21 protein-coding genes are annotated in these 23,837 nt (G+C 64.6%); 12 read left to right on the top strand and 9 right to left on the bottom strand.

The features are described from left to right. Positions 1-44 precede the first annotated feature (44 nt). The 6 genes from BcanWU425_RS02295 (at position 45) to BcanWU425_RS02270 (ending at position 5,756) form a co-directional block, all read left to right on the top strand. Positions 45-1,250 carry an NAD(P)/FAD-dependent oxidoreductase gene (locus tag BcanWU425_RS02295; RefSeq protein ID WP_204512829.1) on the top strand — a complete coding sequence of 402 codons (1,206 nt, stop codon included), beginning with the start codon at positions 45-47 and terminating at the stop codon, positions 1,248-1,250. 79 nt (positions 1,251-1,329) lie between these two features. After that, positions 1,330-2,127 (top strand): acetoacetate decarboxylase, encoded by a 798-nt coding sequence (locus BcanWU425_RS02290; protein ID WP_204512830.1) that lies wholly within the window; start codon positions 1,330-1,332, stop codon positions 2,125-2,127. A 32-nt stretch (positions 2,128-2,159) separates the two neighbouring features. After that, entirely contained in the window at positions 2,160-3,332 is a 1,173-nt protein-coding gene (locus BcanWU425_RS02285) for a patatin-like phospholipase family protein (protein WP_204512831.1), read from the top strand. A gap of 34 nt (positions 3,333-3,366) precedes the next feature. Beyond that, positions 3,367-4,149 (top strand): 3-hydroxybutyrate dehydrogenase, encoded by a 783-nt coding sequence (locus tag BcanWU425_RS02280; protein WP_204512832.1) that lies wholly within the window; start codon positions 3,367-3,369, stop codon positions 4,147-4,149. 128 nt (positions 4,150-4,277) lie between these two features. After that, positions 4,278-5,195: an MBL fold metallo-hydrolase gene (locus BcanWU425_RS02275; protein WP_204512833.1), complete on the top strand. Its 918-nt coding sequence runs from the start codon at positions 4,278-4,280 to the stop codon at positions 5,193-5,195. A gap of 201 nt (positions 5,196-5,396) precedes the next feature. After that, entirely contained in the window at positions 5,397-5,756 is a 360-nt protein-coding gene (locus tag BcanWU425_RS02270; RefSeq protein WP_018456611.1) for a hypothetical protein, read from the top strand. A gap of 67 nt (positions 5,757-5,823) precedes the next feature. On the opposite strand, the gene BcanWU425_RS37365 is transcribed toward BcanWU425_RS02270, so the two are convergent. Together BcanWU425_RS37365 and BcanWU425_RS02265 are read right to left on the bottom strand one after the other, a co-directional pair. After that, positions 5,824-5,946 (bottom strand): hypothetical protein, encoded by a 123-nt coding sequence (locus tag BcanWU425_RS37365; RefSeq protein WP_268738921.1) that lies wholly within the window; start codon positions 5,944-5,946, stop codon positions 5,824-5,826. 95 nt (positions 5,947-6,041) lie between these two features. Beyond that, positions 6,042-6,218 (bottom strand): hypothetical protein, encoded by a 177-nt coding sequence (locus BcanWU425_RS02265; protein ID WP_157642977.1) that lies wholly within the window; start codon positions 6,216-6,218, stop codon positions 6,042-6,044. A 389-nt stretch (positions 6,219-6,607) separates the two neighbouring features. On the opposite strand from BcanWU425_RS02265, the gene BcanWU425_RS02260 reads away from it, so the two are divergent. Together BcanWU425_RS02260 and BcanWU425_RS02255 are read left to right on the top strand one after the other, a co-directional pair. Beyond that, positions 6,608-7,732: a lactonase family protein gene (locus BcanWU425_RS02260; protein WP_026233209.1), complete on the top strand. Its 1,125-nt coding sequence runs from the start codon at positions 6,608-6,610 to the stop codon at positions 7,730-7,732. 282 nt (positions 7,733-8,014) lie between these two features. Next, positions 8,015-8,902, top strand: a complete 888-nt coding sequence (locus tag BcanWU425_RS02255; protein WP_026233210.1) for an efflux RND transporter periplasmic adaptor subunit — start codon at positions 8,015-8,017, stop codon at positions 8,900-8,902. A gap of 165 nt (positions 8,903-9,067) precedes the next feature. On the opposite strand, the gene BcanWU425_RS02250 is transcribed toward BcanWU425_RS02255, so the two are convergent. Beyond that, positions 9,068-9,916, bottom strand: a complete 849-nt coding sequence (locus BcanWU425_RS02250; protein ID WP_018456617.1) for a caspase family protein — start codon at positions 9,914-9,916, stop codon at positions 9,068-9,070. 425 nt (positions 9,917-10,341) lie between these two features. Here BcanWU425_RS02250 and BcanWU425_RS02245 point away from each other — a divergent pair, with 425 nt between their 5' ends. From BcanWU425_RS02245 to BcanWU425_RS02235, 3 genes are all read left to right on the top strand, one after another. Further along, positions 10,342-12,069, top strand: a complete 1,728-nt coding sequence (locus BcanWU425_RS02245; RefSeq protein WP_204512834.1) for a hypothetical protein — start codon at positions 10,342-10,344, stop codon at positions 12,067-12,069. 213 nt (positions 12,070-12,282) lie between these two features. Beyond that, a complete protein-coding gene (locus tag BcanWU425_RS02240) occupies positions 12,283-13,023 on the top strand; it encodes a thermonuclease family protein (RefSeq protein ID WP_026233211.1) in 741 nt (246 codons plus the stop codon). A gap of 107 nt (positions 13,024-13,130) precedes the next feature. Further along, positions 13,131-14,318 carry a pyridoxal-phosphate-dependent aminotransferase family protein gene (locus BcanWU425_RS02235; RefSeq protein WP_018456620.1) on the top strand — a complete coding sequence of 396 codons (1,188 nt, stop codon included), beginning with the start codon at positions 13,131-13,133 and terminating at the stop codon, positions 14,316-14,318. Positions 14,319-14,422: 104 nt separating this feature from the next. On the opposite strand, the gene BcanWU425_RS02230 is transcribed toward BcanWU425_RS02235, so the two are convergent. Both BcanWU425_RS02230 and BcanWU425_RS02225 read right to left on the bottom strand, forming a co-directional pair. Beyond that, positions 14,423-15,535 carry a hypothetical protein gene (locus BcanWU425_RS02230; RefSeq protein WP_231189630.1) on the bottom strand — a complete coding sequence of 371 codons (1,113 nt, stop codon included), beginning with the start codon at positions 15,533-15,535 and terminating at the stop codon, positions 14,423-14,425. Beyond that, the gene (locus BcanWU425_RS02225; protein ID WP_231189627.1) at positions 15,535-16,971 is read right to left on the bottom strand and encodes an MBOAT family O-acyltransferase; all 1,437 of its coding nucleotides are present in this window, start codon (positions 16,969-16,971) and stop codon (positions 15,535-15,537) included. The genes BcanWU425_RS02230 and BcanWU425_RS02225 overlap by 1 nt, the downstream gene beginning before the upstream one ends. Before the next feature lie 148 nt (positions 16,972-17,119). Between BcanWU425_RS02225 and BcanWU425_RS02220 the strand changes: the two genes are divergently transcribed. Next, the gene (locus BcanWU425_RS02220; protein WP_231189625.1) at positions 17,120-19,219 is read left to right on the top strand and encodes a S9 family peptidase; all 2,100 of its coding nucleotides are present in this window, start codon (positions 17,120-17,122) and stop codon (positions 19,217-19,219) included. Positions 19,220-19,329: 110 nt separating this feature from the next. On the opposite strand, the gene BcanWU425_RS02215 is transcribed toward BcanWU425_RS02220, so the two are convergent. From BcanWU425_RS02215 to BcanWU425_RS02200, 4 genes are all read right to left on the bottom strand, one after another. Further along, positions 19,330-20,421, bottom strand: coding sequence for an SMP-30/gluconolactonase/LRE family protein (locus BcanWU425_RS02215; RefSeq protein WP_204512838.1), 1,092 nt, complete (start codon positions 20,419-20,421; stop codon positions 19,330-19,332). An 82-nt stretch (positions 20,422-20,503) separates the two neighbouring features. Further along, complete coding sequence (locus BcanWU425_RS02210; protein WP_018456625.1) at positions 20,504-21,223, bottom strand: ribonuclease activity regulator RraA; 720 nt, start codon at positions 21,221-21,223, stop codon at positions 20,504-20,506. Positions 21,224-21,233: 10 nt separating this feature from the next. Further along, positions 21,234-22,973: an L-arabinonate dehydratase gene (gene araD, locus BcanWU425_RS02205; protein WP_018456626.1), complete on the bottom strand. Its 1,740-nt coding sequence runs from the start codon at positions 22,971-22,973 to the stop codon at positions 21,234-21,236. Further along, entirely contained in the window at positions 22,970-23,827 is an 858-nt protein-coding gene (locus BcanWU425_RS02200; RefSeq protein WP_085348860.1) for an ABC transporter permease, read from the bottom strand. The genes araD and BcanWU425_RS02200 overlap by 4 nt, the downstream gene beginning before the upstream one ends. Positions 23,828-23,837: the final 10 nt, after the last annotated feature.

Here is a 23,837-nt window from a genome sequence, read left to right as displayed (position 1 = left end):
GCGGTCGCGCGCGGTCTTTCGAACAGCAACCAAGGAGAAAACCCATGCGACTCGTCATCATCGGGGCCGGCTTCGCCGGCATGTACGCCGCGCTTTCCGCAGCCCGGCTGCGCGACATCCGGGGCGCCTCGCCGCAAGATCTGCAGATCGCGCTCGTTTCACCGGAGCCGACGCTGGTGGTCCGTCCGCGGCTCTACGAGTCGAAGCCGGAAACCGTGACGGCCCCGCTGCTCGACGTCCTCGAGGCGATCGACGTCGACTACATCCAGGGCAGCGCCGAGACGATCAACACCGAGGCCAGAACGGTGCAGATCACGCCCGCGAAGGGCCCGCGAAAGACGCTGTCCTACGACCGCCTCGTCGTGACCACCGGCAGCCGGCTATTCCGTCCGAACATTCCGGGCCTCGCCGAGCACGGCTTCAGCGTCGATTCGCTCGACGATGCCGTAGCGCTCGACAAGCATCTGCATGGCCTCGCGGAGCGGCCCGCCGCGAACGGACGCGACACGGTCGTCGTCGCTGGCGGCGGCTTCACCGGGATCGAGGCGGCCACCGAAATGCCGACGCGGCTGCGCGAAATCCTGGGCCCCGATGCCAAGACTCGCGTCGTCATCGTCGATCGCAACACTGCGATCGCACCCGACATGGGTGCAGGCGCACGCTCCGTCATCGAGGAAGCCTTGCGCAAGGTTGGCGTAGAGACACGGCTCGGCGCCGGCGTCGCCGCGCTTGACGACACCGGCGTCACCTTGTCCAGCGGTGAGCACATTGAAACCGAGACAGTGATTTGGGCAGCGGGCATTCGTGCAGCGCCGCTGACCGGGCAGATTCCCGCCGAGCGCGACAATTTCGGACGGTTGCTGGTCGATCGCTGCTTGCAGGTGCCAGGCGTTCAAGGTGTCTTCGCGGCCGGCGACGCGGCACGCGCCGCCTGCGACGACGAGGGCAATTACGCACTGATGTCGTGCCAGCACGCCACGCGGATGGGCGCCTTTGCCGGCAACAATGCCGCGGCCGAATTGCTCGGCGTTCCGACCAGACCCTACCACCAGAAGGCCTACGTCACCTGCCTCGACCTCGGCGAAGCCGGCGCGCTGTTCACACGCGGCTGGGAGCGCAAGGTCGAGATGGTCGGCGATGTCGCCAAGAAGACCAAGCGTGAGATCAACACCGTCTGGATCTATCCGCCGAAGGCGGAGCGCGCCCTGGCGCTCGCTTCGGCCGATCCGGAACGCGTGACCGAAGTCTAGCCGCCTCACGTGATGATGGCCGCGCTCCCGCGGGGCGCGCGGCCCGCCACTGCAGACCGACCATTCAGGAGCCCACAGCATGAACCAGCAGATCCGCAACGTCGCGTTCGCGATGCCGCTGACGAACCCGGCTTTCCCGCCCGGCCCGTATCGCTTCATCAACCGCGAATATTTCATCATCCAGTACCGGACCGACCCGGAGGCGTTGCGCCGGATCGTGCCGGAGCCGCTGGAGCTGACCGAGCCTGTGGTGAATTACGAATTCATTCGCATGCCTGATTCCACCGGCTTCGGCGACTACACGGAAAGCGGCCAGATCATCCCGGTGTCCTTCCGCGGCCAGACCGGCAGCTTCGTCCACCAGATGTTCCTCAACGATCATCCGCCGATCGCCGGCGGCCGCGAGCTGTGGGGCTTTCCCAAGAAGCTGGCTCAGCCGAAGCTGGCCGTCGAGACCGATACGCTGGTCGGCACGCTGGACTACGGCTCGGTGCGCATCGCCACCGGCACCATGGGCTACAAGCATCGCGCCCTCGATCTTTCCACCGAAGCACGAAAGCTCATCGCGCCCAATTTCCTGCTGAAGATCATTCCGCATGTCGACGGCACCGCGCGCATTTGCGAACTGGTGCGCTTCCATCTCGAGGACGTGACGGTGAAGGGCGCATGGACGGGGCCCGCCGCGCTCGATCTCTTCTCCCACGCGCTCGCACCGGTCGCCGAGCTGCCGGTTCTTCAGGTGCTCTCGGCCAAGCATATCGTTGCCGATCTGACGCTCGGATTGGGCACCGTGGTGCACGACTATCTGGAGCGGTCCGCGGCGGCGCGATCCCCTGGAGCCGGAGCTGAAATCCTGACCGAAACACACGCGGGCTGACCGAACAGGTCGCATTGCAAGGAGTAGTCACCATGTTCAACGTGACACGCGAACAAATCGATTCCGCACGACCGATCAATCCGCTGCCCTACGATGTCGTTGCGCTGGTGCTGCAGGGCGGCGGCGCGCTCGGGGCCTACCAGGCCGGCGTCTACGAAGGCTTGCACGAGGCCGGGATCCGGCCGAACTGGCTGGCGGGCATCTCGATCGGCGCGCTCAACGCCGCGATCATCGCGGGCTCCCCGGAAGACGAGCGCGTGGCACGGCTGCGCGAGTTCTGGGAGACGATCTGCGCAACCCCGGTGGAATGGCCTGCCGGCGAGGGACTGGCCGGTGCGCTACCGTTCGCGTTCGACTTCAACTCACTGCACAACACGCTTGCCGCGATGCGCGCGCTGTTCCAGGGCCAGCCCGGCTTCTTCAGGCCGCGCTTCCCCTCGCCCCTGTGGTCGCCCTTCTCCGGCGACGCGTCGACCAGCTTCTATGACACGGCGCCGTTGCAACGGACGCTGGAACAGCTCGTCGATTTCGACCGGCTGAACTCGGGCGAAGTGCGTGTCAGCGTCGGCGCGGTCAACGTCCGCACCGGCAATCTCACCTATTTCGACACAGCCGAGCGGCGGCTCGGTCCGAAACACTTCATGGCTTCGGGCGCGCTGCCGCCCGGATTTCCCGCCGTCGAAATCGACTCCGAGCACTACTGGGATGGTGGCGTGGTCTCCAACACGCCTCTCTCTCGCGTCCTGTCGGGCGATGCGAAAGACACGCTGACGTTCCAGATCGATCTCTGGTCGGCGCGGGGCCGCGTGCCGCACGACATGATGGAGGTGTCGAGCCGGCAGAAGGACATTCAGTATTCCAGTCGTACCCGCGCCGTCACCGACCAGGCGCTACGGATGCAGGAGATGCGGCAGGCGCTGCAGCGGACGATCGACAGATTGCCGGACGCCGCAAGAAACGATCCCGAAATGCGCGCCATCGCCGAGCTCGCCCGTCACCGCTCCCACAACATCATCCACCTGATCTACCAGTCCAAGCTCCACGAAGGTCACTCCAAGGATTACGAGTTCGGACCGAAAGCGATGCGCGCGCACTGGCAAAGTGGACGGGACGACATCCGCCGCACGTTGGCCGACGGACGGCGCCTCGAGCCGCCGCCTTCCGAACTCGGCATCGTCACCCACGACATTCACCGCCGCGATTGACCTCGCCGGCAACCATCATCGAAAGGAGTTTTTCATGTTGAAAGGCAAAGTAGCGATCGTCACCGGATCGACCAGCGGCATTGGCCTCGGGATCGCAAGAGAGCTGGCCAGGCTCGGCGCCGATATCGTCCTGAACGGTTTTGGAGATCCGGCGGAGATCGAGAAGATCCGCAGCGGCATCGAACGCGAGGACGGCGTCCGCGTCGCGTATGACGGCGCCGACATGTCTGATGGTGAGGCCGTGCGCGGAATGATCGCGGCAACCATCGAGAACTTTGGACGGCTCGACATCCTCGTCAACAATGCCGGCATCCAGTTCACCGCACCGGTCGAGGCGTTTCCGCCCGCCAAGTGGAAGGCCATTCTCGACATCAACCTGTCGGCCGCATTTCACGGCATCGCTTCGGCCGTGCCCCAGATGAAAAAGCAGCGATGGGGTCGCATCGTCAACATCGCTTCCACGCATGGTCTCGTCGCATCCACCCACAAGGCAGCCTATGTCGCGGCCAAGCATGGCCTCGTCGGCCTCACCAAGGTGGTAGGCCTCGAAACCGCCGGCAGCGGCGTCACTTGCAACGCGGTCTGTCCCGGCTGGGTGCGCACGCCGCTCGTGGAGAAACAGATTAGCGACATCGCGGCGGAGAAAGGCATCAGCCAGAAGCAAGCGGCCGAAGAGCTTCTCTCCGAAAAACAGCCATCGCTGGACTTCGCCTCCCCTAAGCAGATCGGTGGCACCGTCGCCTTCTTGTGCTCGGCCGCGGCCGACCAGATCACGGGGACGACGATCTCCGTCGATGGCGGCTGGACCGCGCAATGAGCGCGTGACGAACCTCTAACTCACCAAGCGATGACGGCCGCGCTCTCGCTGGCGGCGCGGCCTGCTCAACCAGGACCAGCCAGAGTCAACACCAACCAAGTGCCTCAACCTTGAAACAGGAGACCAACATGAATCTGCACAACACCTCATATCCCGTGTCATCGGGACCTGAAGAGCTCGTTCCGTCGCGCTACGCACTGAAGATCGGCGAGATCGACGTGCTGGTGGTCAGCGACGGCGTGCTGCCGCTGCCGACCAAGATGCTCGCACACAACGCCGACCCGGCGGTGCGGGCGACCTGGCTGCACGACATGTTCCTGCCGCAGGACGCTTTCGACTGGGCGCTGAACGCCGTCATGGTTCGCAGCGGCGGCAAGACCATCCTCATCGACGCCGGACTGGGTTCGGATCCGAACCTGAACTTGCCGCGCGCCGGGCAGTTGATCAGGCGACTGGCGGCCGCCGGCATCGATCTTTCGGCGGTGACCGATCTGGTGCTGACTCATCTGCACATGGACCACATTGGCGGCCTGCTGGTCGACGGCGTGAAGCAGCAGCTGCGCAAGGACCTGCGGATCCACGTCGCGGCCGCCGAGGTCAAGTTCTGGGAAAAGCCGGATTTCTCCCGCACTGCCATGCCGGAAGGCTTTCCGGACGCGCTTCGATCGACCGCCAAGCAGTTCCTGAAGGAGTACGGCAGTCAGCTGAGGCTGTTCGATGACGAGCACGAGATTGCACCTGGCGTCATCGCCCGTCGCACCGGCGGTCACACCCCCGGACATAGCGTGGTTCGCATGGCGTCCGGCGATGATGCGCTGACATTCGCCGGCGACGCCGTGTTTGCCGTCGGGTTCGAGCAACCCGACTGGTTTAATGGGTTCGAACACGACCCCGAGGAGGCAGCGCGCGTTCGCATCCGTCTGTTGCGACAGCTTGCCGAGACCGGGGAAATGCTGGTGGCCACGCACCTGCCGTTCCCGTCCGTGGGCCGGGTGGCAGCCGACGGCGACGCCTTCCGTTGGGTGCCGGTGTTCTGGGACTACTGACCGCTTGCCGGGTTGGAGCTGAAGCAGGGCGCGGACTCGATAAGTCCGCGCCCTTGAAAATAGGATCAAACATCGACCCTCGCGGTTATCGCCCCGCTGAGACGGCTGGAACCGGTCGGCGGCGCCAGCCAGCATTGCGTCCGTGCAGCGCAGGCGGCTCCTCGTCTGCGTTCGTGCGCGCGCGAGATCGAGCGAGGCGACATGGCGATCGCGGCATTCAGGATGATCACTCTCGTGGCGGTTGCCGCCATGATCGGCCCATCCGTGCAGGCCCGCGACGACGGTCGCTACGCGAACTCGCCCCTCAAGGGCTGGTTCGAGAGCCTGCGCAGCAAGGGCGGCGGTCCCTGCTGTGCCGATGCCGATGGCACGGCGCTGGACGATGTCGACTGGGACACCAGCAACGGACATTATCGCGTGAGACTCCTGGGCGACTGGATCGAGGTGCCCGACGACGCCGTGATCACCGAGCCAAACCGCGTCGGCCGCACCATGGTCTGGCCGTATTACGTCAACGGCCGCGCCATGATCCGCTGCTTCATGCCCGGCAGCATGATTTGAGGTCTCAACCTTCGTCCCGGCTCGGCGCAGCATGCGATCATGCGCCGTCAAACCGGCCGGTGCGGGCTCACTTGACCTGCTTGGCCGTGTGGATCTCGACGAACTCGGCATCGGGATGCGCGACGATGGTGGCGAACATGATGCCGCTGATAATGAGCGACCAGGCGGTGTCCCAATAAATCCAAAACACGTGCCAGCCTCCGTTTCGATCTGCTCCGCCGCGGGATCAGGGTAACGGCAAGACGAGGCTGCCGTTCCCGGTGCGAGTGCGGCGCGGGCGAGATGCTATTTTGGTTTGGTCGGCGCGGAGTTGGGATCGGTTTGGCCGGTGTGGCGCTTTGCCACGACGTCCTCATCGCGCTCGCCCTGACGCGGGCGCGGCGGCGACTTGGGCTGGCCGGCCTGACCGCCATGCTTGCCGCCCATGTCGGGCTTACCTTCGAGATCGTTTTCACGGGGCATGCCGGTTCAATGCGCTCGCGCGGCATTGGTTCGGTTCGCCTGTGAACGAGTTCATAGGATCGCCGCGATTTGCAGTGCACGATCGCCAGGCCCGCTCCCCGGGAGCATTCTCTTCATATGACTGACGGATTCGGCCTGATGCGGAAACGACTCGTCGCCTGGACGATCCTGACCTGCGCGCTGCTCGCGGTCACCGTGTGGACCGTGCTCGGGCCGCCCCCACCCCGCCCGGGCCCCATCTGCCCTCGCGCACAGCGGCCATATGGTAGACCTCCACCGATACCATTTCGGCATCGATCGATCCCCATTGGAGTTTGGCGCGGCGGGGCGGCTGCCGCTATCCTCGCCGGCAAAACGACAAATGCCGCACCGACATCCAGGAGGACCCCATGTTGAGATCGACCCGACGCATCAGATCCGGCGTACCCCGCGCCGCGATCGCCACCACGCTTGCTTTCCTCACTCTCATTTCTGGAGTCCGCGCCGGCATGGCCGAGACGTTCGCCTATGTCGGCAATGCCGACAGTAACGACATCAGCGTGTTCAAGATGGCCGAGAGCGGCGAGATGACGCCCGTGCAGACGGCCGGCTTCACCGGCGTCGAAAAGCCCGGCTCCTCGACGCCGCTCGCGATCACGCCCGACCATCGCGTGCTGATCGCCGGTGTCCGCTCGCAGCCGTTTCTCGCGGTGAGCTTTGCGATCGATCCGAAGACCGGCCAGCTCAGCCATATCGGCAACGGCCCGCTCGCCGACAGCATGGCCTACATCGCCATCGACCGCGGCGGCAAATTCCTGTTCAGCGCCTCCTATGGCGGCAACAAGGTCGCGCTGAATCCGCTGCTCGCCAACGGCGTCGCAGGCGAACCGAAGCAGGTGATCCCGACCGGGCTGAACGCGCACGCCTTCCTGCCCTCGCCCGACAACCGCTTCGCGTTCGCGACCAATCTCGGCTCCGACCAGATCCTGGCCTTCACGTTCGATGCCACGACCGGCACGCTCACGCCGAGCGATCCGCCGGCCCACAAGGTGCCGGAGAAATCGGGACCCCGGCATTTCGTGTTCCACCCCAACGGCAAGTTCGTCTATCTCCTGCACGAGCTAAACGGCGACGTCGCGGCGTTCGCCTATGAGGCCAAGGGCGGCGCATGGGACGAGATCCAGCGCACCAGCGCGCTGCCCGAAGGATTTACCGGAAAGCCCTGGGCAGCCGACATCCAAATCACCCCCGACGGCCGTTTCCTCTACGCCTCCGAGCGCACCACCAGCACGCTCACCGCCTACAAGGTCGATGCAACCACCGGCAAGCTGACCACCATCGGCAGCGTGCCGACCGAGAAGCAGCCACGCGGCTTCCATATCGATCCCGGCGGGCGGTACCTTGCCGCCGTGGGCGAGCTCTCCGACAGCATGACGGTCTATGCCATCGACCAGAGCAGCGGGGTGCTGACCAAGCTGAAATCCTACGCCACCGGCAAGAAGCCGAACTGGGTGGAGTTTTTGAGCCTGCCGTGAGCGGGCGCTGGTACCTCCTCGTCGTCATGGCCGGGCTTGTCCCGGCCATCCACGCCTAGCTACGCGGCACAAAGAACGTGGATGCCCGGACAAGCCCGGGCATGACGCGTTTGTTGGGCGGCCGACGAACCTCTTTGCTTGTGCGGCGACTAATTCAACGGGCGGCATCGCGCCGCCCGTGCTGCTGCGGCATTCTCATCCGGCCGGCCCTGATGTGCCCTTGGCTCGCAGCGATCGCTTCTGCTAACGATGAGGCCGTCAAGGCCCCAACCGGAATGACCCATGCGATCATTGCCTGCGCGTTCTGTTTCCAGACATCTCGTTGCGCTCGCCGGACTGCTGTTGCTGTCGGCCCAGCCCGCTGCCGCCGCCGATGACGACGCGCCCAAGGGGCCGGCGGTCACGGTGCTGAAGGTCGCAAAATCCTGTTTCTCCGACATCGTCGAGGGCACCGGCACCATCATCGCGCGCGAGGCAAGCTCGGTGCGGCCGGAGCGGCCCGGCCTGAAGGTGACAGAGGTGCTGGCGGAAGCCGGCGACACCACCACCGCAGGCCAGGTGCTGGCGCGGCTGGCACTGCCCGAGGGCGGCACGCTTCAGGTCACCGCCCCCGTGGCAGGCGTGATCGCGACGTCGACCGCGCAGATCGGCAACCTCGCCTCCGCCAAGGGCGAGGCGCTGTTCACGATCGTGGCGCGCAGCGAGTACGATCTCGTCGCCCTCGTCGCGACCAGCGATATGCGCAAGCTCGCGGTCAACCAGGTGGCGACCGTGCGCATCGCCGGCGCCGGCGATATCGACGGCAAGGTGCGCCGCATCGGCCCGACGGTCGAGCCGAACATCCAGCAGGGCATGGTCTATATCGGCATCTCCTCGCAGAAGCGGCTGTTGCTGAATGCGAGCGGGCGCGCACTGATCAAGTCGGGCCAGAGCTGCAACGTCGCGGTGCCGCTGACCTCGGTGCAGTATTCCTCCGCCGGCACCGTCGTGCAGGTGATCCGCCGCAACCGCGTCGAGACCAAGCGCGTCGAGGTCGGACTGATGTCGGGCGGCAATATCGAGATTCGCGACGGCCTCAACGAGGGCGATATCGTCGTCGCCCGCGCCGGCGCGCTGCTGCGCGAAGGAGATCCGGTGCGCACGGTGATGGCCACGGAAGCGGCGAAGTAGGATTGCTCGTGTCCCGGACGCGCTGCAGCGTGTGACGCTGCCGCGCAGAGCCGGACCCATCTCTCGTCCAAGCGATAAGCTTAAAAACTAGGCCCCGGCTCTGCGTCGCATCATTGCATGATGCGCCGCGTCCGGGGCACGAGACTTCGCAGAACCTAAGAAAAACTAGCCGCCGGCTTCGCCGAAATGGACGTCCTCGAGCAGCGAGGAGGAGACGGTCGGGACCTGGTCGCCTTCGCTGGCGCGGGAGATGGCAAGGCGGGTCTTGTTGAAGACGCTCTCGGCGCTGCCCTGCGTATTGAGGTTGTTGAGGAACTCGCTGACCAGCACGCTGTGCTCGCCCTTGCCGTCGTCGACGACCTTGCCCGGCGAAGCCGAGGAGAGGATCAGCGCATTGTCCGTCGCGCTGATCGGCGCGAGGCCGTGGCTGTAGGAGCGGAAGCGGCGCTCATAGGGATTGCGGCGGGAGGCGTCGACCACGACGAGCTTGGCCTTGGCGCCCTGCTCCTTCATCATGTCGAGCACGCCCTCGATGGAGACGCCGTGACGGCGGACATCGCTTTCCTTCCAGATCACGGCATCGACCGGCAGCATGTAGCTCTCGCGGCCGGCCTGCACGCCGTAGCCGCCGAAGAACAGCATGACGACGGTGTCGGGCTTGATCCGGGACTTCAGGCGATTGACGGCGCGGACCATGTCGTCCTTGGTCGCGTCTTCCACCATGTCGACGTCAAAACCGTTCTTGCGCAGCGACGAGGACAGCGCGCGGGCGTCGTTGATCGACTGCGTCAGCGGCGCGCTGGCGTCGGGGTAGTGCCCATTGCCGATGACGAGGGCGAGACGCGAGGCTTGGCCGATCGAGCCGGTGACCTGGTCGGTCGAGACGGCCTTGGCGGCATCGAGCGCCCGCATGTTGAGGGCAGCATGGGCGCCGATCACGAGCGAGACCGTGCCGATGAGGGCTGCGGCCACCGCGATCGTGCGTCGGGAAATGTCGAGCTGCGTTACATTCATCTCGCGTCATTCCTGTCAGTGCCAAAGACCAGCCAAACACGCGCACACTGTTTGAGTAGCGCGATAGCGTCTTTGGGTTTGAGGGATTGGCCGGGGGTGTGCCCCCGAATTGCGCGCAATTTGCGGCGCCGCACCAAACAAAGCCTTAACCGGATATCGCCTCCCCGGCAATAGATCGCCGAAAATTTGAGCTAAGCCTCTGGAAACATGAACTAATTTGTGCTGCCCAATGTGTGATTTTTTTGCGTCCCCGTAGCCTTCCGGAGCCTGATTATGCAGGCTTCGTGCCGGCTTTTTCTGTGACCCTCATCACATTTGTATTTCCTGCGAATCCGGGTAGCTTTTTCAACGACTTGCAGGGGGTGGCGCGCGGCTGGGAGCGCGCCGGCCGGCCCCCCGGCCAATTCCCGCGACCAGGTTATTTCATGAGCTTTCAATATTTTGCCGGCGCCGCCTGCCGGGCGCTGACGGCGCGGAAGGACGGCCCCTCGCTTTACGACGTCTGCGATCCAGTACTGTCTGTTGCGGCCAGCGGCGATCCGCATCTGCCCAAGTTCTACAAGACCGCGCTCGGCAATCCCGCACTGCGGGTACTGCTCCGCCGGGCCGGGCTGCCCGAGCTGCGCGACGAAGGCAAACTGGCCCGGCTGCGCCAGGCCCTGGTGCGCGCCCGCGACGAGGCCGAGCCCAATTGGGCGGCGGTCGGCCAGCCCGTCGCCGATCTCGTCGACAGCATCGCGCTGGATCATCCCAAGCCGCCGCCGGCCATGTTCACCGGCGCCATGCCGCAACAATCGCAGATCGACGGCGTGATCCGCGACTGCGCGCAGCATCTGCTGGGCTCGTACCGCAAAAATGGCTTTCTGCCGACCTACGCCGCGTTCAACCTGATCGGCGATCCCGATTTCCGCGGCCGAGAGCTGACCATGGCGCTCACGGGTCTCAACGCGCGCGGCTACAAGAACTCCTCGCTGCTGTTCAACCTCGCCCGTGTCTTCATCGCGCGATCGCCGGCGCGCGCGGTCGTCAATCCGCCCTGGCGAGGGGTTGCCGAACCGATGTGGGAGCCGGTGCAGATCCGCCACCGCTCGGCCTATTACGACGCGTTCTTCATCGAGGCGCTGTTGAGCTACGTTGAGACCGGTCTCGCCTCGCTCTCCGACAAGATGGCGGCGGAGCGCGCGGTTGCCGACATGGTCGATTTCTGCGTCAACATCAGCCGCGAAGAGGTCGAGGGCATCGACGGGGCGCGGTTCAACGTCATCACCGCGCTCGCGCCGGCACCGCATCCGCGCTTCTCACGCTACTTCGCCCAGATCAAGCAGGACCTCGGCTTCGGCGTCTACGTGCCGGATTGCGACACCACGGCGTGCTCGATCTCCGCGGCGACGCAGGCCGGCTGCACCGATCCGATCCTCGACCAGCCGCTGCTGGATTTCTATGCCGGCTATCAGGTGCGCGCCGGCGTCAACGAGCCGCGCGTGACCGTGCCGATCAACGACAATATCGATTACGAGGGCGGGGTTGCGACCTGGATCGACAATCTCAAGGGCGAGCGGCCCTATGGCAATGATCTCGATCCGACGCTCAATCTCGACATTCTCGAGGTCAGCTTTCGCAACCTCGCGCGCTGGAAAGTATTGGAGACGCCGGCGCGGCTCGCCACCGTGCATCGCATCCTCGGCTTCCAGAAGCGGCTGGCGGCGAGCGGCGCCTTCGCCAATCCGCGCTCGCATATCTACTATTTGCCTGAGCTTTACAGCGCCTATTTCGGTCGCTGCTATGCTGCCTTCCTGGCGCTGCCGCTGGCGGCGCAGGCGATCATCGATCCCGACGGCGATTTCGATTTCATCCGCCACCGCGTGCTCTCCTACGTCAAGGGCGAGTTGATGGCCGCCGAAATGAACGTGTTCGACGCAGCGCTCGCCCTGATCGCGCTCGGCCATCTCGGCGCCGACCCGCGCGCCTTTGCGCCGGCGCTGAACGTGATCGTCGCGAGCGTCGGCGAAGGCAGCCGCCGCGGCCCGTTCCGCGCCTATGAGTGGAACAAGATGAAGACGCCGACGCGGATCCTGGTGGGCGGTCCGGAGGTCACGTCGGCGTTCGTGCTGATGGCGCTGGCGGTGGCCAAGCGGGCGATGGCGCGGGGATGAGGTTGCGCAGGGTGGGTTAGCGAAGCGTAACCCACCACTTCTGCCGCCGTGGAGACGAAAGAGGTGGGTTACGCCTTCGGCTAACCCACCCTACTAAACTTCGCCCGATGACAGGAAGTTGAAAGCCCAATTGCCAGGCATATGCTGGCCGAGCGGACAAAAGCCGACCACAATTGCGAGGTCTATCGCAGTTTTCATCACACGCGGGCCGGCATGTTGCGAAAACCCCTGATTGCGCTGTCATTGCTTGGCTTCTCCTTGTCCGGCTTGCCATCGCCGGCGCGGGCCGCCGACATCACCGGCACAGCGAAGGTCCGCGCCGGCGACGCGGTGGTGATCGGCAACACGCGGATCAGGCTCGGCGGCATCGACGCCCCCGCGGTCGACCAGCTCTGCCTCAACAACAAGGGCGAGCGCTGGACCTGCGGCATAGCGGCCCGCGACGAGCTCGCCAAATACGCCGACGGCAAGACCTGGGTCTGCCATGCGCGGTCGATCGACCGGCGCGGCCGCACCGTGGCGCGCTGCGACGTCGGCGGCGAGGATATCCAGAAATGGCTGGTGCGCGCAGGCTGGGCGCTGGCCTACACCCGCGTCTCGCGCGACTACGAAGCCGATGATGCCGCCGCGCGGGAGGCAAAAGCCGGCATGTGGCAAGGCGCCTTCATCGCGCCCTGGGACTGGCGCGAGCGCAACAAGAAGACCACCATCCTCGGCGCCACCAAGCCGCCCGATGGCGCACATGCGATCCTGCTCGCTTCGGCTTCGGGCCCGGTCGCGCCCTCGCCGGACTGCACCATCAAGGGCAACGTCAACAGCGCCGGCGAGTGCATCTATCACCGGCCGACCAGCCGCTGGTATGCGCAGATCAAGATGAAGATCAGCAAGGGCACGCGCTGGTTCTGCTCGGTGGAGGAAGCCGAAGATGCGGGCTGCCGCGAGACTAAGAGATAACCCACGTCAGACCTGCGTTTTCCGGCCTTTTCTTGCACTGCGGCGCCGCGTAAAAGTGTGAATCAGCGACCTACCATCCTATTCTCAGGCAACAAGGACCAACAGCAATGACCGTTCGCGCGGGCCGGGAATTTCTGGCCATCCCCGGGCCCACCAATATGCCCGACGAGGTGCTGCGGGCGATGCATCGTCCGGCGATCGACATCTACTCCAAACAGATGACCGATCTGACCGAGAGCCTGCTCAGTGACATCTCGAAACTGTTTGCCACCAAGGGCAAGTCCTACATCTACATCGCCAACGGTCACGGCGCCTGGGAAGCAGCATTGAGCAACGTGCTGTCGCGCGGCGACAAGGTGCTGGTGCTCGAAAGCGGACGGTTCGCGATCGGCTGGGGCCATGCCGCGGCGCTGATGGGTGCCGAGGTCGAGGTGCTCAAGGGCGACTGGCGACGCGCGGTGCGGCCGCACGAGGTCGAGGAGCGCCTGCGCCGCGACAAGGAGCACACCATCAAGGCCGTCGTCGTCGTCCAGGTCGACACCGCCTCAGGCGTGCAGAACGACATCGAGGCGATTGGCAAGGCGATCAAGGCCAGCGGCCATCCGGCGCTGTACATGGTCGACACTGTGGCCTCGCTCGGCTGCATGCCGTTCGAGATGGACAAATGGGGCATCGACGTCGCGATGTCGGGCTCGCAAAAGGGCCTGATGACGCCGCCCGGCCTCGGCTTCGTCGCGGCCAACGCGCGCGCGCGCGAGGTGCAGAAGACCGCCAACATGAGCACGCCCTATTGGAGCTGGAGCGAGCGCGAGGGCAGCGAGCACTATCGCAAATATGCCGGCACCGCGCCGGTGCATCTGCTGTTCGCGCTGCGCCAGGCCATTGACCTGCTGCACGAGGAAGGACTGGAGAACGCCTTCCGACGTCACAGCCTGCTCGGCGAGGCCGCACGCCGCGCGGTCGGCGCGTGGTCGGAAGGCCAGGTGCTCGGCTTCAACGTCGCCGAAGCCAGCGAACGCTCCAACACCGTGACCACGGTGACCATGAGCAACGGCCACGATCCGGCAATCCTGCAACGCTATTGCAAGGAGAAGTGCGGCGTCGTGCTCGGCACCGGCATCGGCGATCTCTCGGGACAAGCCTTCCGCATCGCCCATATGGGCCACGTCAACGCCCCGATGCTGCTCGGCACGTTGGGCGTGATCGAGATCGGGCTGAACGCGCTGAAGATCCCGCACGGCAAAGGCGGGCTTGAGGCAGCGGTCGCGTATCTCGGCGAAGAGGTGGCGGTGTAGACGCCTTTTTCCTTCTCTTGTGGGAGCAATCTTGTAGCCCGGGTGAGCGAAGCGACACCCGGGATTCTTGCGCGAGTCCCCGCATGTCGCTTCGCTCATGCGGGCTACGGCAGCGGCGGCAAGCGATACGCCTCGACCTGCGCCTTCAACGCCTCCAGCGAGGCAAGTGGCGCCGTCGGATCGACCCGATACTCCCCACGCGCCAGCCACGACAGCACCTTCGCATCGATCACCGGCGAATGGTGGATGACGTCGCCGTAATTGTCGAGGTCGTGCGTCACGTCCTTGATCGCCCGGAAATCGTACAGACGCACATTGGGAAGCTGCGTCAGGCACTGCGCAATGACGGCCGTGAGGTCGGTGACGATTTTCAGCGTCGCAGGCGAAGCGTCGCGCATCGCGACGAATTGCAGGATCGAATAGGGCGGGAAGTAGATGTCGAAGGTCACGTCCGGATGGCGCGCGATCAGGCCGACGGCGTCACGCTCGAAATGCCGGACCATCGCATCGTAACGATAGCCTTCGCCGAGAAAACGGCTGCGCACGGGATCGGTGATATAGGCGAAAGCCGCGAGCGTCCTTTTCGCATTATAGGCGCGCGCGACGTCGATATCGCGCGGCAACGCATAAATGTCGTCGACGTCTTCAAGCGCAAACTTGACGGGCAGAAAAGGCGCCGCCCGGGTCAGCGGCTCCCGCAGCGGCGGAACCGACCGCAGCAATGCGAACAGGGATTCCTTCGCCATCGCCGCACTGAACAGATAGGACGCGATCCCCTTTGCCGTCCCGCGATAGAGATCGGCAGCGAGATAAGGATCGGTCTCGATGTCGGCAGCATCGACAAAGATAAAATCGTCCATCGCCCAGATCACGCGCTTCGCGCCGCGGTCGATGGCCTGCTCGAGTACAAAGCCCTGCTGACGCGAATTGGAGCCGGTCATCGCCAGCTTGAGCGAGTGCACGCCGAGGGCATGGTCGATGTCGCTCTGGCGGAAATGGATCGCGAGCGAGGTGCCCATGAACGCGGTATCGAACGATTGGCTGCGGATCAGCCCGGCATTCTGCACGCGCGTGTCATCGGAATAGAACGGCGCGACGAGACGCGAGGGCCGAAACAGTTGCAGGGGATCGATGACATAGGTGAGCGCAGCCGCGCCCAGCACGCACGCGATGCTCGCGAGGAGAAGACGCCCTGGATATGTGAACGCGCCGCGCATCAGAACCGGAAATAGATGAATTCGCTGTGGCTCTGGATACCCAAAATCCCGAACGCAAGCACCAGCGACGCACCATAGAGGACCAGCGGCCGCATCCGTCCGGACATCAGGCCGTCGCCGACCCTGCGATTGGCGTGGTCGTACCCCATGAGTCCTTGCGTGTTCGGCGCCAGCCACACCAGCGCGGCATAGATCGTGACCATCACCGACGCCGCAATCTCCTCGCGGCCGAACACGATGTTGGAGGGATCGGCCATCGCATTCACAATCCGCATTGCCCAATCGACCCGTTCGGCACGGAAGAAGACCCAGGCGACAACGACGGCGAGGAATGTCAGCACGGCTCCGGCGACACGCGTCGTGTGCGCGAGCCACTTCGGAACATTCGGCACCAGCGCGTTGAAAGCGTGATTGATACAGAGATAGGCGCCATGCAGGGCGCCCCAAATGACAAAAGTCCAGGCCGCGCCATGCCAGAGCCCGCCGAGCAGCATCGTGAGCAGCAAGTTGATGTAGCGCAGCACGCGCCCGCGCCTGTTGCCCCCGAGCGGGATGTAGAGATAGTCGCGCAGGAAGTGCGACAGCGTCATGTGCCAGCGGCGCCAGAACTCGACGATGCTGGTGGCCTTGTAGGGCGAGTTGAAATTGACCGGCAGGAAGATGCCGAACATCAGCGATATCCCGATCGCCATGTCGGAATAGCCGGAAAAGTCGAAATAGAGCTGGAACGTGTAGGCGAGTGCACCGAGCCAGGCCTGATCAAAACTCGGCGCGCGCGCATCGAAGGCGAGCGCGACCAGCGGCTGGATGCCATCGGCAAGGCAGGTCTTCTTGAACAGGCCGATTGCGAAGATGATGAGGCCGCACAGGATCAGATGCGCATGCGGATGCTTGGTTTCCTCCCGCTCGAATTGCGGGATCATGTCCTTGTGGTGAAGGATTGGCCCCGCGATCAGATGCGGAAAGTAGGTCACGAACAGCGCATAGTGTGGCAGCGCGTAGGCCGCGACCTGCCCGCGCCAGGCGTCAACCAGGAACGCGATCTGGGTGAACGTGTAGAAGGAGATGCCGACCGGCAGCAGGATGTGGACCGCAAAGTGCGTGCCGGCCAGCGCGTTGACGTTCTCGGTGACGAAGCCGGCATATTTGAAGATGCCAAGTACGAGAAGATCGCCGGCGACGCCGAGGGCCAGTGCCACCTTTCGTTGCGACGAAGTAAGCTTGGCCACGATGAGGAGGTGGCCTATGCCGTAGTTGAAGGCGATCGATAGCAGCAACAGGGCCACGAACTGCCAGTTGCCAATGGCATAGAAGGTGAGCGAGGCCGCCGCCAGCCAGATCACCGGGGCCAGATTGCTGCGCCGCCCGAGCCAGAAATAGCCAGCCAGCGCGACGGGCAGGAACAGCAGGATGAACGGGTAGGAATTGAACAACATCAGGCTGGACCGGCGGCAGGACTAAAGACCCGGCCCCTAAAGCATACAAGCGGCCCGTCAACAACCCGGCGACGACGCCCGCAGCGACGCTGGCAATTCACGGAAGCGGGACGATATAAGGTGAAACACGCATCTGAATGAGGATCGAGTGACACAAGCCAAAACACCTTCCCTGCCCCCCCTCGCGCCGCGCCGGCCGCATTCCTTCACGCGACACGGGATCACCGTGACCGACGACTATGCCTGGTTGAAGGACGAGAAATGGCAGGAGGTGCTGCGCGACCCCGCGGTGCTCGATCCCGACATCCGCAAATATCTCGACGCAGAAAATGGCTACACCGAGAGCCTGCTCGGCCATACCGCGGCGCTCCAGAAAACGCTGGTGCGCGAGATGCGGGGGCGGATCAAGGAGGACGATTCCAGCGTGCCGTCGCCGGATGGTCCTTTCGCCTATTTCCGCAAATTCCGCGAGGGCGGTCAGCACGAGCTGTTCGGCCGTATGCCGCGCGACGGCGGCGAGGGCCACATCGTGCTCGACGGCGATGCGCTCGCCAAGGACCATGAATACTTCAAGTTCGGCGGCAGCCGGCACTCGAACGACCACAGGCTGCAGGCCTGGAGCGCCGACACCAAGGGCTCGGAGTATTTCTCCATCCGCGTGCGCGACTGGGCGACCGGCAAGGACCTCGACGACGTCGTCGAGGAGACCGACGGCGGCGTGGTCTGGAGCAAGGATGCGACGTCGTTCTTCTACGTGAAGCTCGACGACAACCACCGCCCGATGCAGGTGTGGCGGCATAAGCTCGGCACTGGGCAAGCCGACGACACGCTGGTCTACGAGGAGCAGGATTCCGGCTGGTTCACCCATCTGCAAGAGAGCACCAGTGGCCGCTTCTGCGTGATCGCGGGCGGCGACCACGAGACCTCCGAGCAGCGGCTGATCGACCTCGCCCACCCCGACGCACCGCCGCGCCTGGTCGCGGCACGCAAGGAAGGCGTGCAATATTCGCTGGCCGACCGTGGCGACGAACTCTTCATCCTAACCAACGCCGACCATGCCATCGACTTCAAGATCGTCACCGCGCCGCTCGCCTCACCCGAGCGCAAGAACTGGCGCGATCTGATCCCGTATCGCCCGGGCATCTACATCATCGACCTCGATCTCTATGCCGGCCACATGGTGCGGCTGGAGCGCGCCAACGCGCTGCCGTCCATCGTGATCCGCGACCTCGCCTCGAACGAGGAGCACGCGATCGCGTTCGACGAAGCGGCCTATTCGCTGGATACGATGGGCTCCTACGAATTCGAGACGACCAATTTGCGCTTCGCCTATTCGTCGATGACGACGCCGTCGGAAGTCTACGATTACGACATGGTCAAGCGCACGCGCACCCTTCGCAAGCGGCAGGAGATCCCGTCCGGCCACAATGCGAGCGACTACGTCACCACCCGCATCATGGCGAAAGCGCATGACGGCGCCGAGGTGCCGGTCTCGATCCTCCATCGCCGCGGACTCACGCTCGACGGCGCGGCGTCGCTGCTGCTCTACGGCTACGGCTCCTACGGCATGGCGATGCCGGCTTCGTTCAGCGCCAACCGCCTGTCGCTGGTCGACCGTGGCTTCGTCTATGCCATCGCCCATATCCGCGGCGGCGCCGACAAGGGCTGGGGCTGGTACCTCGACGGCAAGCGCGAGAAGAAGACCAATTCGTTCGACGATTTTGCCGCCAGCGCACGCGCGCTGATCGATGCGAAGTACACCAGTGCAAAGCGCATTGTCGGCCACGGCGGTTCGGCCGGCGGCATGCTGATGGGCGCGGTGGCGAACCGCGCCGGCGAATTGTTCGCCGGCGTCGTCGCCGAAGTGCCGTTCGTCGACGTGCTCAACACGATGCTCGACGACACGCTGCCGCTGACGCCGCCGGAATGGCCGGAATGGGGCAACCCGATCGAGAGCGAGAAGGATTTCCGCACCATCCTGTCCTATTCGCCCTACGACAATGTCGCGGCGAAAGACTATCCCGCGATCCTGGCGATGGGCGGGTTGACCGATCCGCGCGTCACCTATTGGGAGCCCGCCAAATGGATCGCGCGCCTGCGCGCGACCATGAGCGGCGGCGGCCCGGTCCTGCTCCGCACCAACATGGGCGCCGGCCACGGCGGCGCATCGGGACGCTTCAACCGGCTCGATGAAGTCGCGATCGTCTATGCGTTCGCGCTGTGGGCGGCGGGGATGGCGGAGGCGTGACTTCGTAGCCCGGATGGAGCGCAGCGAAATCCGGGATTAGTGCAGACGACATCACAGCCCCGGATTGCGCTGCGCTCCATCCGGGCTACGGCCTCGAGAGAGGCGAAGCCTCACACGGCCCCATGCGCCTCCACATACAGCGCATACACCGAGTGGCTGCTTGCCATATACAGGCGATTGTTCTTCGGCCCGCCGAAGCAGAGATTGGCGCAGCGTTCGGGCAGCTTGATGAAGGCGAGCGGCTTGCCCTCTGCGTTGAACACCATCACGCCGTCGAGATCCTCCGACTTGGCCTTGAGCTGATAAACCTTGCGGCCGGCGATGTCGGTCGGCTCGGATTGCAGCGCACCGTTGGAGCCCCAGCCGCACCAGAGATTGCCGTCGCGGTCGACGCGAAAACCGTCGAGCGAGGCCTGGTCAGCCGCGTCGATCAGCTTGGTCTTGCCGCTGAGCGAACCGTCGTCACCGACATTATAGCTCCAGATGCTGCGGTTGGGCGTACCTTTCCACTCGACCACGTAGAGCTTCTTCTCGTCAGGCGAAAAGGCGAGGCCGTTCGGATTGACGAGGTCGGTCAGCATAGCGCTGAGCTTGCCGTCCTTAGCGATGCGGTAGACGTTGGTGGTGGCTTGCTCGGCCTTTTCCTTCTTGCCCTCCCACTCGCCGTTGATGCCGAACAGCGGGTCGGTGAACCAGATGCTGTCGTCGGACTTCACCACGATGTCGTTCGGCGCGTTCAGCCGCTTGCCCTCGAACTTCTCGGCCAGCACGGTGATCTTGCCGTCCTTCTCGGTGCGGGTGATGCGGCGGGTCACCGAGTGCTCGCAGCTGACGAGGCGACCCTGGCGGTCGCGCGCGTTGCCGTTGGCGTAGTTCGCGTTGGCGCGGAACACGCTGGTCTGCCCGGTCTTCTCGTCGAACTTCATGATCCGGTTGTTGGGAATGTCCGAGAACAGCAGATAGCCGCCTTCGGGAAAATAGGCGGGGCCTTCCGCCCAGCGCATGCCGGTTGCGACCTGCTCGAGCGTCGAGGAATAGAGCCGGTACTTTCCAAAACTGGGATCGAGGATTTGAACGGCGGGATCGGGGTAGCGCTGGTTCGGCGCGAACGGAAACGACTGGGCACCGGCGGCGTGGGCGAGGAGCGCGGAGGTGGCCGCAGCGCCGGCGCCGGCCAAGAGGTTGCGTCGCGTGAAATTCATGGAGTCCTCCCTGGGTGATTTAAGGCCGGCGCTTGCTGCGGCCGGCCTGTTTCTTGATATGCTTGGTGTCGGCGCGCGGCCTTTACCTTCCGTTCGCCTTCCGCCATGCGGCGAAGTCGGTCAGCGTCTGTGGGTCCGTTGCCGGATAGAGACCGAAAATGCCGCGGCCCTTGTTGACTTCCTCGGTGACGAAGTCCTCGAACGCGGTCATCTCGAAGGTCTCGTTGGCGATCTCCTCAGCGAGATGCGCAGGGATCACGATCACGCCGTCCCTGTCGCCGAGAATGACGTCGCCGGGAAACACCGGCGCATCCCCGCAGCCGATCGGCACGTTGATCTCGATGGCGTGATGCAGCGTCAGATTGGTCGGCGCGCTTGGGCGGTGGTGGTAGGCGGGGATACCGAGCTTGGCGATCTCGGCCGAGTCGCGAAAACCGCCATCGGTGACGACCCCGGCGACGCCGCGCTTCATCAAGCGCGTGACCAGGATTGCACCGGCGGACGCGGCGCGCGCGTCCTTGCGGCTGTCCATCACCAGCACGTGGCCCGCCGGGCAATCCTCGACTGCCTTGCGCTGCGGATGGGAGCGGTCCTTGAAAACCTCGATGGTGTTGAGATCCTCGCGCGCCGGCATATAACGCAGCGTGAAGGCTTCACCGACCATGGTCGGCTGGTCGGCACTGAGCGGGTGCACATCCTGGATCATCTGGATGCGCAGGCCCCGCTTGAACAACGCGGTTGCGACGGTGGCGGTGGAGACGGATTTGAGCTTGTTGCGGGTGGCCTCGGCAAGTTTGGTCATGTCACGCTCTCTAGTAAATCGAGGGCTCGCCGATCGGCGCGCCGAAATCGGTCTCGAGGAAGTCGAAGTCGCAGCCGTCATTGGCCTGCTTGATGTGCTTGGTGAACATCCAGCCATAGCCGCGCTCGAAGCGGCGCTCGGGCTGCTTCCAGGCGGCGCGACGCTTGTCGAGCTCGGCTTCCGACACGTCGAGATTGATGGTGCGGGTGGCGACGTCGAGCGTGATGCGGTCGCCGTTCCGCACCAGCGCGAGCGGTCCGCCGACATAGGATTCGGGGGCGACGTGCAGAATGCAGGCGCCGTAGCTGGTGCCGCTCATGCGCGCATCCGAGATTCGCACCATGTCGCGCACGCCCTGCTTCACGAGTTTTGTCGGGATCGGCAGCATGCCCCATTCCGGCATGCCCGGCCCGCCCTGCGGCCCGGCGTTGCGAAGGATGAGGATGTGGTCTTCGGTGACGTCGAGATCGGGATCGTCGACCGCCTTCTTCATCGAAGGGTAGTCGTCGAACACCAGCGCCGGCCCGGTGTGCTTGAGGAAGCGCGGCGCGCAGGCCGACGGCTTGATGACGCAGCCGTCGGGTGCGAGATTGCCCTTGAGCACCGCGAGGGCGCCTTCCTTGTAGATGGGATTGTCGATCGAGCGGATCACATCGTCATTGTGGACCTCGGCATGCGCGATATTCTCGCCCAGCGTCAGGCCGGTGACGGTGATGCAGTCGAGATGCAGATGCGGCTTGATCTGCCCCATCAGCGCCGGCAGGCCGCCGGCATAGAAGAAGTCCTCCATCAGATAGGCATCGCCGCTCGGCCGCACATTGGCGATGACGGGCACCTTGCGGCTCGCAATCTCGAAATCGTCGAGGCCGATGTCGAGACCGGCGCGGCGGGCCTGCGCGATCAGATGGATGATGGCGTTGGTCGAACAGCCCATCGCCATCGCCACTGCAATCGCGTTCTCGAACGCCTTGCGGGTCTGGATTGTCTTCGGCGTCAGATCTTCCCAGACCATCTCGACGATACGGCGCCCGCATTCCGAGGCCATGCGGATATGGTTGGCATCAGCGGCGGGAATCGAGGACGCGCCCGGCAGCGTCATGCCGATCGCCTCTGCAATCGCGGTCATGGTGGAAGCCGTGCCCATGGTCATGCAGGTGCCGTAGCTGCGCGCAATGCCGGCCTCGATGTCGAGCCAGTCCTTGTCGGAGATTTTTCCGGCGCGCCGCTCGTCCCAGTATTTCCAGCCGTCCGAGCCCGAGCCGAGCGTCTTGCCCTTCCAATTGCCGCGCAGCATCGGACCTGCCGGCAGATAGATCGCCGGGATGTTCATCGAGGTCGCACCCAGCAGCAGCGCCGGCGTGGTCTTGTCGCAGCCGCCCATCAGCACCACGCCGTCGACGGGATGGCTGCGCAACAGCTCCTCGGCGTCCATCGCCAGCAGATTGCGATAGAGCATGGTGGTCGGCTTGAGCAGCGATTCCGACAGCGACAGTGCCGGCAGCTCCAGCGGCAGGCCGCCGGCCATCAGGATGCCGCGCTTGACGTCGTCAACGCGCGACTTGAAGTGCATGTGGCAGGGCTGCGCGTCCGACCAGGTGTTGAGGATCGCGATGATCGGGCGGTCCTTCCACTCCTCCGGCGCGTAGCCCATCTGCATGGTGCGGGAGCGATGGCCGAACGAGCGGAGATCGTCGGGTGCGAACCAGCGCGCGCTGCGGAGCTGGTCGGGCGTTAGTTTCTTCTTGGTCATGATTGGGTGCCCCATTTCTGCACGGTGTTCCGCTCGATGGCGCGGAAGATCAGGTTTTCGACAAAAAGCCCGATGATGATCACCGTCAAGAGGCCGGCGAAGACCGCAGGTATGTCGAGCAGGTTGCGGTTTTCGAAGATGAACCAGCCGAGCCCGCCCTGCCCCGACGACACGCCGAACACCAGCTCGGCCGCGATCAGCGTGCGCCAGGCAAAGGCCCAGCCGATCTTGAGGCCGGTCAGGATCGAGCCGAACGCGGCGGGGATGAGGATTTTCGCCACGTACGGCAATCCCCGAAGGCCGTAATTGCGGCCGACCATGCGCAGCGTGTTGGACACGCTCTTGAAGCCCGAATGGGTGTTGAGCGCGACCGGCCACAGCACCGAATGGATCAGCACAAACACCAGACTGCCGTTGCCGAGACCGAACCAGATCAAAGCGAGCGGCAACAGCGCGATCGCCGGCAGCGGATTGAACATCGCCGTGACCGTCTCAAGGAAATCGGTGCCGATGCGGGTGGAGATCGCGAGCACGGTGAAGATCGCGGCGAGCGCGATGCCGGCTGAATAGCCCATGAACAGCACTTTTAGCGAAGCCCAGGCCCGCATGGGAATCGTGCCGTCCTTGACGCGATCGTAGAGCGTGAGGATCGTGTCGTGCAGCGTCGGAAACAGCAGGGGATTGTCGAGGGCGAGGCCGTAGGCCTCCCAGACCGCCGCGAGGAACAGGATGATGACGGTCTTGCGGACAAAGCCGTCGTTCCACAACAGCTCGGGCACGCTCAGCTTGCGCTCGACCTCGGCTGCGCTGCCGACGACCGGCGCGTCACGCAGCATTATTCTCGCTTCGCCCATGAGAGGCTCC

The organism is Bradyrhizobium sp. WU425 (assembly GCF_021052305.1).
Lineage (GTDB): Bacteria > Pseudomonadota > Alphaproteobacteria > Rhizobiales > Xanthobacteraceae > Bradyrhizobium > Bradyrhizobium canariense_D.
This window is presented reverse-complemented; position numbering and strand designations above follow the sequence as displayed.